Source organism: Sphingobacterium sp. UBA7253 (genome assembly GCF_002472745.1).
Taxonomy (GTDB): domain Bacteria; phylum Bacteroidota; class Bacteroidia; order Sphingobacteriales; family Sphingobacteriaceae; genus Sphingobacterium; species Sphingobacterium siyangense.
Window position 1 is genome coordinate 48,924 of record NZ_DKSP01000201.1, and the last position, 13,963, is coordinate 62,886.

Annotated in this window: 12 protein-coding genes and 2 pseudogenes; 8 read left to right on the plus strand and 6 right to left on the minus strand. The window is 37.1% G+C overall.

Going from position 1 to position 13,963, the window contains the following annotated elements:
• The 8 genes and pseudogenes from B2X72_RS20265 to B2X72_RS20300 all read left to right on the plus strand — a co-directional run.
• A pseudogene (locus tag B2X72_RS20265) lies at nucleotides 1–791 on the plus strand (hypothetical protein); the annotation flags it as partial.
• Between the two features lie 52 nt (nucleotides 792–843).
• Entirely contained in the window at nucleotides 844–1,902 is a 1,059-nt protein-coding gene (locus tag B2X72_RS20270) for a glycosyltransferase family 2 protein (protein ID WP_286851259.1), read from the plus strand.
• Nucleotides 1,899–3,164, plus strand: coding sequence for a glycosyltransferase (locus tag B2X72_RS20275; protein ID WP_286709659.1), 1,266 nt, complete (start codon nucleotides 1,899–1,901; stop codon nucleotides 3,162–3,164). Before B2X72_RS20270 ends, B2X72_RS20275 begins: the two co-directional genes overlap by 4 nt.
• Nucleotides 3,165–3,339: 175 nt before the next feature.
• Nucleotides 3,340–4,506 carry a glycosyltransferase gene (locus B2X72_RS20280; protein WP_286709660.1) on the plus strand — a complete coding sequence of 389 codons (1,167 nt, stop codon included), beginning with the start codon at nucleotides 3,340–3,342 and terminating at the stop codon, nucleotides 4,504–4,506.
• 4 nt (nucleotides 4,507–4,510) lie between these two features.
• On the plus strand, nucleotides 4,511–5,320 hold the full coding sequence (locus tag B2X72_RS20285) for a glycosyltransferase family 2 protein (protein ID WP_286709661.1): 810 nt from the start codon (nucleotides 4,511–4,513) through the stop codon (nucleotides 5,318–5,320).
• A 24-nt stretch (nucleotides 5,321–5,344) separates the two neighbouring features.
• Entirely contained in the window at nucleotides 5,345–6,154 is an 810-nt protein-coding gene (locus B2X72_RS20290) for a glycosyltransferase family 2 protein (protein WP_286851260.1), read from the plus strand.
• Nucleotides 6,155–6,166: 12 nt separating this feature from the next.
• A complete protein-coding gene (locus B2X72_RS20295; protein WP_286709663.1) occupies nucleotides 6,167–6,835 on the plus strand; it encodes a glycosyltransferase family 32 protein in 669 nt (222 codons plus the stop codon).
• A 61-nt stretch (nucleotides 6,836–6,896) separates the two neighbouring features.
• A complete protein-coding gene (locus B2X72_RS20300; protein WP_286709664.1) occupies nucleotides 6,897–7,853 on the plus strand; it encodes a glycosyl transferase family 90 in 957 nt (318 codons plus the stop codon).
• Here B2X72_RS20300 and B2X72_RS20305 read toward each other — a convergent pair.
• The 6 genes and pseudogenes from B2X72_RS20305 to B2X72_RS20330 form a co-directional block, all read right to left on the minus strand.
• Complete coding sequence (locus B2X72_RS20305) at nucleotides 7,845–8,963, minus strand: glycosyltransferase family 4 protein (RefSeq protein ID WP_286851262.1); 1,119 nt, start codon at nucleotides 8,961–8,963, stop codon at nucleotides 7,845–7,847. The genes B2X72_RS20300 and B2X72_RS20305 overlap by 9 nt on opposite strands.
• 13 nt (nucleotides 8,964–8,976) lie before the next feature.
• Nucleotides 8,977–10,191, minus strand: a complete 1,215-nt coding sequence (locus B2X72_RS20310; RefSeq protein ID WP_286851264.1) for a glycosyltransferase family 4 protein — start codon at nucleotides 10,189–10,191, stop codon at nucleotides 8,977–8,979.
• Nucleotides 10,188–11,213: a glycosyltransferase family 9 protein gene (locus B2X72_RS20315; RefSeq protein WP_286851266.1), complete on the minus strand. Its 1,026-nt coding sequence runs from the start codon at nucleotides 11,211–11,213 to the stop codon at nucleotides 10,188–10,190. Before B2X72_RS20315 ends, B2X72_RS20310 begins: the two co-directional genes overlap by 4 nt.
• Before the next feature lie 3 nt (nucleotides 11,214–11,216).
• The gene (locus B2X72_RS20320; protein WP_286851268.1) at nucleotides 11,217–11,822 is read right to left on the minus strand and encodes a DUF4254 domain-containing protein; all 606 of its coding nucleotides are present in this window, start codon (nucleotides 11,820–11,822) and stop codon (nucleotides 11,217–11,219) included.
• Nucleotides 11,823–12,031: 209 nt separating this feature from the next.
• On the minus strand, nucleotides 12,032–13,516 hold the full coding sequence (locus tag B2X72_RS20325; RefSeq protein ID WP_286851270.1) for an NADH-quinone oxidoreductase subunit N: 1,485 nt from the start codon (nucleotides 13,514–13,516) through the stop codon (nucleotides 12,032–12,034).
• Between the two features lie 6 nt (nucleotides 13,517–13,522).
• Nucleotides 13,523–13,963 (minus strand): annotated as a pseudogene (locus B2X72_RS20330) (NADH-quinone oxidoreductase subunit M); the annotation flags it as partial.

Below are 13,963 nucleotides of genomic sequence, written 5' to 3' on the forward strand. Positions count from 1 at the left end.
CCACAGAAAGTTTCGGTGAAAACAAGGTTGATCCGATTCAAGGATTTTGGTCAGATGTCGATTGGATATACTTAAATAATCAGTTTTATCTTTACTATAGGGGGAGTTTTATCACTGCTCAGGCTTTGAAGGGCAAATGTGTGTTAAGTAATACCAATTTTGATCGATTGAAACAAAATGCACATCGCACTATTGTTCAACAAACGTCCACAGATGGTATAAAGTGGTCGAATTTGAATGTCGCCTTTACCAGTAATCCTCCGTTTACTCCCAAAGATGATCATCTATTATCTCCCTCTTTCATTCATGACGGAAGTGAGTTTTTGAGTTATGAAATTGAACTGAATTTTAATTCGAAAAATTTTAAAGGTAAAGATCCTTCTTATGTTGTTCGTAGAACATCTACCGATGGTATTAATTTTACAGGATTTAAGGAAAGCAAAATCATAAATTTTTTAAATAGGCCTTGGTTAAAGGAGGGACGGGTAAATTCACCATGGCATATTCAGGCAACATTTGCCGATGGTTATTATTTCCTTTGCATTGCAGTAGGAGATGTAAAACGATATACTGCGGAGCTGTTGTACATTGGGTATTCTAAAGATGGGTTAAATTTCAAAGTATTACCGAAGCCTCTGTTGAAAAATAATGCTTATAGAAGTTCAATTTTTCCAATGGGCAGCAACGAGTCTTTAATTAAGATGGGAGCAATGATCGGTAATAAATCTGGTGAGTTCAGATATCGGGAATTTACATTAAACAAAGACAAGATCGAGAAATCATTAAAATGATTTCAGCATTTAATATATCATTTCTGTTACTATTTTTGTATATTAAATACTAATGATGGAAAAAAATGGTTGTATGGATCGTCCTTGTCCCATTGCTGTTTCGGTAGTTATACCGGTATACAATGTCGAAAAATATTTAGACGAGACAATCCAAAGTGTGCTTGATCAGGAATTACAAGATTTCGAAATTCTTCTCGTTAATGATGGTAGTCTGGATTCTTCTGCTGCAATATGCCAAAAATATGCATCCTTAGATCCGAGAATTTACTTTTTTGATCAGGACAATGCGGGTGTTTCCGTTGCGAGAAACAATGGTTTGAATCGTGCGCGAGGAGAGTATGTCTATTTTCTAGATTCTGATGATACGATTGATTCCGCATTTTTGTCAGTTTCTTTAGCGATTGCTAAACAGCAAAATTTTGATTTGGTGATTTTGGGCGAACCTTATTGTTCGCGGGCCCCACGTTTGACTGCTGTACCGACATGCGGGTTGCTGATCAAAAGGACCTTATTGGACACTTATCCCGATATTCGTTTTCCTGAAGGAATTCAACCCTGCGAGGATGGCTTGTTTTCACATCGTCTTTTTTTGGTAACCGATAAGATCGGGTTTAATCCTGGCGCGGTATATTTTTATAGACAGCACGAGAACCAAAATCATACGCAAATTAATAGACAGACTGGTCGCTTATTAAAACAGATTCCAATGTGGTTAGAGCTATTGAATGAGTTTTATAAGGAACATAATTTCTTTGCTTCAAAAGCATTAAAATTAGCGCTATTTATCGAACATGAACCTTTTGAGTTTCGTTATTTAAAAATGGCATTCAGTGATCTTGAGAAGGAAGAGCTGTTTAAGTTATTGCAAATTTTTATGCAAGAATATGTAAGCCCACATCTTACCAAAGAAGATAAAGAAGTATTAACGGTGCCTTTTAGCTATTTTGTAGAGGCTCGAGATCATAGGGATTTTGACCAATTTTATGCGGCTTATTGCAAAAGGAGGTCTCAAAAGCTCAAGCAAAGTTTATTCTGGGTTAGGTTTATTCCAATTGCTGGCTTAAGAAGAAAAGTCCGTCAAAGGATCAGACATAAGTATCTCGACGTATGAAGATTTTACTAATACAACATTTGTATTTTCTAAATGGAATAGGTGGAACGGAAAAGATATGTTCTACGCTAGCGAATATACTAAGTACAAATGGGTATGAAGTTGAGATTGCAACCAATGAAAATATAAAAGGCTCAGCAGTTTTTCCGCTGCATAAGTCGGTGAAGGTGACGAATATCTTTGACTCGAGTTTGGAACAGAAGCTCGAGATTCCTATTTATAATTATAAGGGGCCGAACCCACTTTTATGGTTGAAATACAAGGCTCGTAAAAAATACAGCAAGTGGTATAACCGCAAATTAAAGAAACGCATGGGGGGAGCTGATAAATTATATCAGTTTAATTTGCGAAAGCGGGCGATTTTATGGAAGGATTATATTGACAGGCTAAAGCCCGATTTGATTATTACAATGTCCATTGGCTCACTCCTTGAGATCACTTATGGAAATACACTGTCAATCCCCATTATAGACTCTGTCAATGGAAGACCTGATTACGACTATACCAATATTTTAGGGGGAAGAGATGCATTTATGGTTGATTTGTTAACGGCTAGTTTCGCTCAACTGAATGGTGTTCAGATCTTATTTGAGAGCTATCGGGATTTTTTGCCGTCAAATTTTTCCGGACAGTGCTCCGTTATTGCCAATCCAATCCAGCAAGTAGATCCTGGCGATTTAGTTATACATGACGGTATCAAGGAAAGATATAAGATTATTCACGTTGGGCGTTTGGATACCGAGTGTAAGCAGCAGCATATTGCTATTGCAATTTTTGCTAACCTGGCAAACAAATATCCCAATTGGGATTTGGAGTTTTGGGGGATAGGTCCAGACTTTGATCGGTTGAATACACAAATTCGTGATCTTGGATTGTCTGAACGAGTTTTTCTTTGTGGATTCACGGAGGATCCTCTGTTAAAGATGCGAGATGCTGATATTTTTATTTTTCCCAGTAAATATGAAGGGTTTGGATTAGCCTTAGCAGAAGCTATGTCAATAGGTCTGCCAAGTATTGGCTTTTCCACTTGTTCAGGCGTAAATGAATTGATCAAACACAATCAGAATGGTTTTTTAGCATTGGACGACCGGGAGATGGCCCTGCATCTCGAACAATTGATCATGGACCCTTCTCTACGTTCGAGACTTGGAGTTCAAAGCAATTTGGCAATGAAGGAGTACAGTTTTGAGCATATGGCTAAAGGATGGTTAAATTTAGTGGAGACCGTCACAAAGAGTTTTCGGGACGAAGGCGAGATATAGTTGGACTTGAAGACCTCTATTATCTTATGGATAAATTTCATCATGAATGATTTATAAAGGTCTTAATACTCCTGCAAAAGAAAAGTTCAAGGAGAATGTGGCATTTTCCGAGAATAATTCGTATTATTTATTATAAAAGCAAGTACAGCTTTTTACCTTTTCAATGTAAGAATAAATGCAAACAATAAAGAAAAAGAGAATATTATATTTTATGCCTGAAAATCCTAACAGTTCGAAGGCAGGCAATTTGACTAGGTGTAAGCAGTTGTTAACTTATTTTAATACGATAAGTGCAAATTTTGAGATTGATTTTGTGTCGTCAATCAATTGGGGGGCAGGTGATGAATCTATTTTTCAATCAGAATTTCCAAATATTAACCTGATTATTTTACCCTTTAAATCTTCAAAAAAGAATAGAATTAGTTATTTCTTTCGTGATAAATTACAAAAAGAGATAAAAAATATATTCCACTCAAATTTGGTTGATCGTGTTTCGCCATCATTTCAAAGAAGATTTGAAAAGGTTTTAAGCGATCATAAGTATGATTATGTTATTATTAGCTATGTTGAATTTGGTATTTTGGTAAAGAATTTGATAGGACCTTATACAATTTTAGATTCGCATGATTTTCTTACGCTGCAAAATAAGACAAAGGAAAAGGAAAGCTTTTCAATGCGTCAATTGGGTAAAATGTTCGGAGCGGAGTTGTCTATGATGACTTCTTTTAACGAGATATGGACATTTTCAATTGAGGAAAAATATATTTTTGAACAGTTTGCAGATAAATTTGTACGATTAATTCCGGTTTCAATGCCATCGCCTGTTGTTCAAGAACGCGAAAAGAAGATTGACTTAATTTATGTAGCGAGTGACAATCCGCACAATGTGTCAAGCATAAAGTGGTTTTTAGAAAAAGTATTTCCACTACTTACGAATGTTGAACTGCATGTGATTGGCAAGATTTGTGCACATATTCCAGCAGTGAAAAATGTTATAAAACATGGACTGGTGGATGATCTTGCAGAATATTATGAGCAGGCTAAAGTTGCTATCTGTCCAATGCTTTCAGGGACAGGAATCAAAATAAAGGTTTTGGAAGCATTATCTTTTGGCATTCCGGTTGTAACCAATCAGCGTGGTGTCGATGGATTGTTTAATAAATCAGATAATGGATGTCTTGTATCTCTAGATGAACAGGCTTTTGCCTCTCATATAATTGAATTGCTCCAGGGGGCTGAATTTCATAAAAGAAAATCGAATCAGGCCATTGAATATATGCGAAGTAATCATACCGTAAAGAAAGAGTATGAGGTCTTGGACGCTGTTTTTAACAATAGATGAATAAATGAAAATCTCTCTAATAATATCTACTTATAACTGGCCGGAGGCGTTGGCATTATGCTTGGAAAGTGTATTGCTTCAGAAGGTTCTTCCTGATGAAATACTTATCGCTGATGACGGATCAGGAAAGGAGACAGAGCGAGTTGTAGCAGAATATAAAAGTAAGTTTAATATTCCTTTTATTCATGTATGGCATGAAGACGAGGGTTTCCAGTTGGCGAAAATCAGAAATAAAGCTATTGCTAAAGCCTCATCCGACTATATTGTTCAAATTGATGGTGATTTAATTTTGCACCCCTATTTTATCCGGGATCATCGGAAATTTGCGAAAAAAGGATCTGTAGTACGTGCCAGCCGTATTTATCTTGATCAGGAATTTTCCGAGAAAAAATTGACTAAGCTTGATACAAAGGTGAATAGATTTGATAAGGGGGTCTCGAACCTATTCAGTGCTTTTCGTTTTCAGTTGTTATGGAAATATTTTGAATTTAATTATAAAAATAAGGGCAACGAACGTTGGGAGATTCATGGGGCCAATATGGCGTATTGGAAAGAAGATGCCATTCGTGTGAATGGCTACAATGAAGACTTTAAAGGCTGGGGACCGGAAGATAAAGAATTTGTCGCTAGACTCTTAAATATCAATATCAAAAAACGCTTCTTAAAATTCGGCGGCATTGTGTTTCACATCTGGCATGCGATAAATGCAAAAGAGAATTTAGGTAACAACAATTGTTTGTTTGCAAAAACAAAAAAGCTAAATTTGACCTATTGTGATAACGGTATTGATAAATACCTGAAATCATCTGATTAGCACTTACGGTTTTATAGCTATTTTTTGGAAACTTCGATAATTATTACAACGTATAATAGGCCCGATGCATTGGAATTGGTACTATTGTCTACATTAAATCAAACAGTTTTGCCGAGTCAAATTATTGTTGCAGATGACGGCTCTGATGATAGAACAAGACAGCTGGTCCATCGTTATGAGGAGGTTTCTGAAATTCCAATCTGCCATGTATGGCAGGAGGATTGTGGCTTTCGGGTTGCACGTATTCGAAATCAAGCGCTAGCCCAAGTGAAATCACCCTATGTTATACTCGTTGACGGTGACATTCTTATGGCACCAAATTTTATTGAAGACCATCTAAAACTCGCCAAAGTCGGATATTTTATCCAAGGTGGAAGGGTTTTACTGAATCAAGCATTAACATCTAAATTGTTAGCCGAGTCGAATCAACTGAAGTATCCGAATATGTTTCAGGCTGGATTCGAATCTGGTCGGTTTGAAAAGAGAATAAGTAGTTTTCGTAATCTTCTTTTGGCACGATGGACTGCGAAAAACCTAGCAAATAACAGAAGCAAAGTACGCTCTTGTAATATGTCTTTCTATATGCGCGATGTTCATGCAGTGAATGGTTTTAATAATCTTTTTGAAGGCTGGGGCCGGGAAGACAGTGAATTTGTGGAACGTTTATTCAACTATGGACTCAAAGGGCAACTACTTAAGTTTGCTGCAATTGGGTATCACTTATATCATAAAGAGGAGTCTAGAAAAGCACTTCCACAAAACGATCATTTATTAGAAAAGACAAAATTAGAAAAGCTGAAATCCTGTGCTGACGGACTTTCTAGTTTCCTATAGTTATTAATTATCATGGGAATTCCAAAAAATATATTTCAAACATTTAAGGATAATAAGATTCCTTGGCTTACGAAACTCTATATTCGCTCGTTTTTGAAAAAGAACAAGGATTATTCGTATGAGTTCTATGATGATCAAAGGGTGAGTGACTTCTTTGCTGAACATTTTGATGAGCGTATTAATAAAGCCTATCATCGTCTTCAGATAGGGGCCGCTAAAGCAGATTTCTTTCGCTATGCTGTTTTGTATATATATGGAGGCATTTATATAGATTTAGATAGTGATTTGTTAGTTTCTATCGATAAATATCTAAATAAGGATGACGTTGCGGTAATAACGCATGAGAATAATAGGAGCCTATATGCACAATGGGCACTGATCTTTGATAAGGGACATCCTTTTTTAAAAAGAACGATGGAACTGATTGTGGATAATATTGAACAGAATCGATTTCCACACGATGTGCATGCGATGACAGGACCAACAGTTTATACATTAGCGATTAATGAGGTTCTGAAAGAAAATCCGAGTGTGGCGTATCGCTGCATTGAAGATGATTATAAGGGATTACTGAAATTTAAGTATAAATTAGGCAAACTTATGATTTATAAAGACAAGTCTAACCATTGGAAGAAACTGCAACTGCGTATTCCTGTTGTAAAGCCTGATAAGGACTTTTAGGTTTGTTTATTTTAAGGGAGAGTTATTTTTACTTATTTTTGAGGAAAAGCATTGCACATCGATGAATTTCAAAAGAATCTTTTTGCGAAATAAGAATAATAAGATTTACTATTATATTAAAGCAATTCTTAGAGAGCTAGTTCCTGGAAGCCTTTCGCAAGCCCAACTGAAAAAGCATTTAAATAGCGCATATTATCGCAAAAATGCTACATATATTGATGATAGGGTAAATTATTACAATAAGTTGGAAAGGCTTGAGCCGTTAGATCAGGACGCAATTGAAATAGGGAAATATCGAGTGCCAGAACGCATACGCGTTTATTATTTCGACAGTAAGGAGTATTTACGTTTTTTTAACCCCCAATTGCGATTCAGTATTTTGCCCGGTGATATCATTCATGTTCCCTTACATCCGACTTTACTAAAGAGCCGACCTATTCATGGCAATAACAGCAATGCAGTAGTCTTAAATTTGGATAAGGCAAGACATTTTAATTTTCTTCATGACGATGTGTCTTTTGATAAAAAAATAGATATGTTGGTCGGAAGGAGTGGTTTTGGACAGGTTCATCGTAATAGATTCTACCAATTGTATCATGATCATCCATTGTGTAATATCAAAAAGGCAAATAGATCTTCCGATAAGGATTATTTATCCATCGCAGAGCACCTTGAATATAAATTTATTTTGGCGCTTGAGGGAAATGATGTTGCGACAAACTTGAAGTGGATTATGTCCTCTAATTCTATTGCGGTGATGCCTATGCCTAAATATGAGACTTGGTTTATGGAGGGACGCCTAATTCCAGATTTTCATTTTATTTGTATTAAAGATGATTATTCTGATTTGGAAGAAAAATTACGCTATTTTATGGCAGATGATAATGCGGCTAAGGTGATTGTAAAAAATGCGCATGAATATATTGCGCAGTTTAAAAATAAAAAAATAGAGGATTTAATCGCATTAAAAGTCTTAGATAAATACTTTACGCATACTATTCAGCCTAAATTACAATAAGGACTTATAACAGTTTAATAGTTCTGATGCAATTTTTTCATCATTAAATTTTTGAGCATAGAGACGTCCCTGCGCAATCATGCTGGCGCCGGTTTGGGAATCGCCGAGAATACCTTTGATCGCTAGATTTATTTCGTCGACATTTGAAGGATCGATATAACAAGACGATGGTCCACCAGCTTCCGGAAATACACCCGAATTGGTTGTAATGACAGGGGTGCCAGCATATAAGGCTTCAATGATAGGAATACCAAAGCCTTCAAAGATAGAGGGGTATATAAAAATTGATGCCATCGAATAAATGGTCGATAGTTCTTCAATAGTGAAACCCTGTTTTATAATGACTTTGCTCTCCAATTTATTGGCTACGATATATTTGTTAATTTCCTCAAGATAGGGGGTTTTCTTACCAATTATTAATAATGGGATATCGATATCCTGAATAGCCTTTACAATTTGTAAAACATTTTTTCGTTTTTCAATTGAACCCACATTTAATAGGAAGTCTTTGGGTAAATTATATTTTAACCTTAATTTTTCCTGCTCTTCGGCGCTTTTTGGGACCTTGAAAGCCGGATGACAACCCTGATAAATGACCTCAATCTTATGTTCGGGAATTGCGTAATAATCGATGATATCCGATTTAGTCTGTTCACTAATTGCAATAATTTTATCAGCGTGATTAACAGCTAATTGAAATTTCTTGTTGTATATCCAACGATCTATTGGTTTATAGAGTTCGGGATAGCGTAAGAAGATTAAATCATGTATCGTGACAACGGATTTAATTCCACGGGCTTTTAAACCCCTTGGTATTTCTCCTGTAAGGCCATGAAAGAGTTCTACGCCATCGTTAAGTAGGTCAGATGCTATTCCGAAGCTTCGCCAAAGTGCGGGAAAAGCACGGTTAAATGTAGTTTTGGGTAGACGAATTTTTTCTTCAATAAGTGCCTTCTTCGAAAGATCATTATTACCCAATCTTGGCGTATATTTCAAATAAGTATGCTCAGGATAGTATTGCTCCAGAATACGGATGAGATCTCTACTATAATTACCTAAGCCTGTCCGATTGAGAAAATATCGTTTAGCATCGAATCCAATTGTTATCATGCCTGACTTGGTTTTAGTTTTCTTTAAAAATGTTTTCAAATTTACTTAATACCAAATCCCAATTATAATATTTAGAAACATATTCTTTCGCTTTTGCCTCAATGATGTTCTTATCTGTATTTGGATCTTGCAAATATGTAATAATTGAACTTAAGGAGTTGAAGGAATCATAACAGAAAACAGCTCCACTTTTGCGTTCATGCTCGACCATAACATCACACTTTTTGTTACCAATGACCGGTTTACCCAAGTGGAGCGCTTCTAATGTCAATAGTGATAAGCTTTCGGCGAGTGAGGGATTAATAATGGCAAAGCTTTGTTGCATTAGCGCTTTTTTTTCTTCCTCGCTTACAAAACCAGTATAGATGATATCGGGATCTTGCTCAACATTCATGGTATTTTCTCCTGTAAGTACAAGTTGCAAGTCGATCTGTTTTTCTGATTTTAATTTCAGAAAATAGGCCATAAAATTGTTGATTTTGACTGGCGTAATGCGGCCACAATAAAGTAAGTATGGTGATTTGATCTGATATTTGGCACTGATCGTTGTTGCTGCCGGTAAATCATCTATTTGATTGACTCCTATGCCAACAATTGTATTTTTTGCAAGCGAATTTCTGAAAATTTCTAAACACATTTCTTTTTCACTTTCCGTGTTAAAGGCAATATGATTAACTTTTGAAAATAAAAGTGTGTTGATGCTTCTAAATAACATACTCTCCATATGTGCAGTGGGTATCAGAATAGACTTCTGTGGTACAAGAAGTGATCCCAATATGGTTAGTGGGTTTTCGTAAGTAAAGAAAATGAATTTGTCGAAATCGTGTTGAAATTCCCTAATATAGTTGAGTAATGAAGACGAATAAAATGGATGTCCTTTTAAATATTTTGATTCGTCATCAACTTTGAATTTCCAAATAGGGAATAAGGTAAAAACAGGCTTTGCTAATCCCCAGCGATAGATCAATCGGCGTATTTTCCGGGCGATTTTACTTTTCTTTTCGGAAGATGAATTTTTATCGGTCACAAATCTCCTCACAGATATTCCCCGTATAATTTCTAGGCCCGGAGTGAAATCTTCCTCTGGTTTATTTAAAAACTTGATATTGGTGGTTAATACAGTCACGTCATGTTTTGCTGATAATCGTTCAGCTAGCATTCTACAATGGAATTCGGCTCCACCGGTGATATCCAATCCGTATCGAATGGTTATTAACCCTATCTTCATCCTATTGCTCTTATTTTTTCAATCACCATTTCCGGTGTAATTAAATCAATTGCTTCTATCCCATCACAATCACAGGGCTTGTTGCCATACACTGAACTTGGTCTATTGGGGTGCTCAACTTGGATGCAGTCTGTTTGCTGCTGCCCATAACCTGTGAATCCAGCATAAGGATGCGTTGCTCCCCACAAAGAAAGACACCTTACGCCCATTAACGATGCCATATGAAGTCCGGAAGAGTCCATACTGATCATGAGATCTAGGTTCGAAATCAAATCCAGCTCCTCCCGCAGCGAAAACTTGCCTATCGTATTATAGGTGTTCGGAAATCGCTCTGTCCAGTTTTGGGCAACTTGGAATTCTTGTTCACCACCGCCAAATAACAAAACGTCATAGCCATTATGCGTGAGATCGTCTATCACGTTTTCCATCTTGGTTTGAGGAAAAATCTTATAACGATGTTGCGCAAATGGAGAAATGCCAATTTTCTTCCGGTCGAAATTTGCAAACATACTAAATGCAGCTTTGGGGACATCTTGCAAATTAGAAACCAATTTTTTGCTGAGCTCAAATTTGAACCCTAATGCACGAAAGACATCTGCATAGCGCTCCACCGTTAGCTTTAAAGGAACCTTAATTTTGTTGTTTTCTCGGCTTAAAGCTTTTTTTTCTTCCCGCCCTTTGTCAAGCTGCTTTACTTTTACGCCCGATAAGGAAAATAATAGATCAACTATACGCGAACGCAAATTGAAATGTAAGTCGGCAATAGCATCTGCGCCGTACTGTGCTAGCTCTTTCTTTAGCCTGACCAAACCAAATAAACCTTTATGAATTGTTTTGGGCTCAATGGCGTGAAACCGTATGTTTTTTATTCCATCAAAAAATGGGGCAAAGAATTGCCTGCTGACCATAATAATTTCTACATCAGGGTACTGAATGCAGAATTCTTTCAACACTGAGGCAACCATGGCAACATCGCCCATAGCTGAAAATCGGGTTACTATGATCCGTTGCGGTAAGGACATGTTTTATTTTCCTGAAGAATATAGGACAGGGTTCAATGAAGGGTCGTTATACATTTTCATCTGTTTATAAACCTTCATGTATTTGTCGCCAGATGCGATTGCGGTCATCAATTCATCAATACTTTGGGACAAATCTTTCCTTTGTTCCAATAAAACGTTCAGTTTTTCTTGGCAGGAGATGATATGTGCTTCGGAAGCATCTGTGCGCAATGTTTCCTGCTCCATGTGGTAGATTTTTAACGCCAGAATGGAAAGCCTATCAATAGCCCATGCCGGACTTTCAGTATTGATTGTTGCTGTAGGACTCGCCTGTATATCTTGAAATTTTTGTAGAAAATAACTATCAATATACTCTACGGTATCGGTACGATATTGATTTGATTCATCAATACGTCTTTTCCAATATAAGCCTTCTTTAGGGTCAATAGCTGGATTACGTACAACATCTTCCATATGCCATTGCACCGTGTCGATCCAGCATTTTAAATAGAGGAGATGTTCCAAGGACTGTTTGTCATACGGATTTTGGATTGGATGATCAATCTGGTCGTATACGTGGTAATCCTGGATAGCACGCTGAAAAATTGGATTTGCTATTGCACTAATCATGGTACAAACTTAGATAAATTGCTTTTTATATGCAATTTAATTGCGCTTTACATAAAAAACAATTTATCGGTCTCTCCTCAACCATAGATAATACTTTTATTGAGGAAATATAAAATATATTATGGAGTTATTCTTACTATTCAACCGAGACATTGCGTGGTTGAACAGGACGATAAATTTATTTAACATGCAAGGAGTTTCTCTGTTTTCTAGAATGTCGAAAGCAATAAATCAGGAAAGATACCTAAGATCAACACGGCTACGGTACATAGGATTCCAATACATAGGAGTATTATATTGAATTTAACTGCTGTAGATCCCGTATTATCCCTTAAAAACGCATTCAGCGGTATTTTAAAATAATAAAATAGGGAGATAACTGATGTCAACGCACCGACAATAAGCAATACCAATAAACCGAAGGATTGGAAGTTTTGGTATTGTTCGAACACTTTGGAAAAGACCAAAAGTTTTCCAACAAAACCTGCAGTAGGGGGTAGCCCCACCAAAGCGATTAAAACAATTGAAAACGAGGTGAACAGCAGTGGGGACTGCTTTCCTAAGCCGCGATACGATTCAATTGAAGTATTTCCTAAACTAGCTTCCAGAGCATCAATAAAGATGAATACCGCAATATTCATCAAAGCATATATGGAAAGATAAAATAACAGCACGTTGGATTCATTATTCTGATAAACCAATACAGCCATAAGGAGTATGCCGGTATGTCCAATAGAAGAATAGGCCATCATCCTTTTGGCGTCCTGTTGACGTAAAGCGGCTAAGTTACCGATCAACATCGTTGCTACGGCGATCGCAATAATCACATAAGTCAAGAAATCACTAAAATAAAAGGACACGTTAAGCCAGGCTGAAAGTATCTTGGATAATAGCACAACAACAGCAATTTTGGGTACTGTAGCGAGATAGGTTGTAATCACTGTAGGTGCACCTTGATAAACATCCGGGCTCCAGACGTGAAAGGGGAAAAAGCTCAGCTTAAAACCAATACCCGTCAACAAAAATAATAAAGCAATGCTGATCATGATATGAGGGGCTTCCATTAATCCAGCAATATGACTTGGAGCATCAAAATTCAAGTTTCCCGTGAAACCGTATAGTAAAGACAAACCGTAAAGCATCACTGCCGCACAGATCGATCCAAAGAGTACATATTTTAAAGCAGCCTCCGATTGGATTTTAGTGGTTGAGAAATAACCCACCATGATATAGGAGCTAATCGAAACCGTTTCGACAGCAATAAATATCATCAGCCAATTGCTCGACATGGTCAATAGATTCAGACCCAATGTCGCCGTCAGTAAAACAGCGTAAAGGTCTCCTAAGTGGCGGCCATGCGCTTGATGGCGTTGTTGAATGAATATGCAAATAAGGATTGTTGATAACAGGATAATCAGTCGTGCCGAAGTAGCGAAAGCGTCAACCTGGATCATATCAAAAAAGCCAGCCATCTCTACCTTACTGAGTCCCTGGCCCAAAAGGTAACAGCCACTGAACAATAGTCCGATGATAGTAATGACAAAAGAAGTATTCTTCCAGTGTTTGTCAGCAAAAAGACTAGCTAGAATGGTTCCAATAAAAGTGATGATCAGTATCAGTTCGGGTTTAAAATATGGGATACTGACGATAATCTGATCGATGAAAGAACTGATATATGGACTGAATGTGAGCATGCCAGATTAGATAAATTGTTGGATAAAACTCACGAGATTCAGAACACTAGCGTTTAGGTTGTTAAATACTAAAGCCGGCATAATTCCAAGTAATAAGGCGAGCGCTAGGGTAGGAAATAAGATGATCTGTTCGCGTAAATTCACATCTGTTAGCGCATTGCTCCAAGATTCGCCGCCTTTTAAACGTATTTGTCCAAAAAACATGCGTTGCAAGGTCCAGAGTAGGTAGGCGGCACTTAATAGTATACCTATAGAACCTGCTATAGCCATCCAACGGGGCAGTCCTGTGCCAACACTCTCGGCATTGAACGAACCGATAATGACAAAGGCCTCTCCAATAAAAGCTGAAAAGCCTGGTAAACCCAAGGAAGCAAAAAATGCGACAGCAACATAGCCTGTATATTTGGGCATAATTTGAGCTAGGCCACGGAAACTATAGATATTTCT

Coding starts and splice junctions, on each gene's coding strand:
- B2X72_RS20275 (WP_286709659.1), top strand. CDS start 1,899: ATGAAGATTTTACTAATACAACATTTGTATTTTCTAAATGGAATAGGT.
- B2X72_RS20320 (WP_286851268.1), bottom strand. CDS start 11,822: ATGATTAGTGCAATAGCAAATCCAATTTTTCAGCGTGCTATCCAGGAT.
- B2X72_RS20305 (WP_286851262.1), bottom strand. CDS start 8,963: ATGATAACAATTGGATTCGATGCTAAACGATATTTTCTCAATCGGACA.
- B2X72_RS20280 (WP_286709660.1), top strand. CDS start 3,340: ATGCAAACAATAAAGAAAAAGAGAATATTATATTTTATGCCTGAAAAT.
- B2X72_RS20310 (WP_286851264.1), bottom strand. CDS start 10,191: ATGAAGATAGGGTTAATAACCATTCGATACGGATTGGATATCACCGGT.
- B2X72_RS20325 (WP_286851270.1), bottom strand. CDS start 13,516: ATGCTCACATTCAGTCCATATATCAGTTCTTTCATCGATCAGATTATC.
- B2X72_RS20315 (WP_286851266.1), bottom strand. CDS start 11,213: ATGTCCTTACCGCAACGGATCATAGTAACCCGATTTTCAGCTATGGGC.
- B2X72_RS20285 (WP_286709661.1), top strand. CDS start 4,511: ATGAAAATCTCTCTAATAATATCTACTTATAACTGGCCGGAGGCGTTG.
- B2X72_RS20295 (WP_286709663.1), top strand. CDS start 6,167: ATGGGAATTCCAAAAAATATATTTCAAACATTTAAGGATAATAAGATT.
- B2X72_RS20270 (WP_286851259.1), top strand. CDS start 844: ATGATGGAAAAAAATGGTTGTATGGATCGTCCTTGTCCCATTGCTGTT.
- B2X72_RS20300 (WP_286709664.1), top strand. CDS start 6,897: ATGAATTTCAAAAGAATCTTTTTGCGAAATAAGAATAATAAGATTTAC.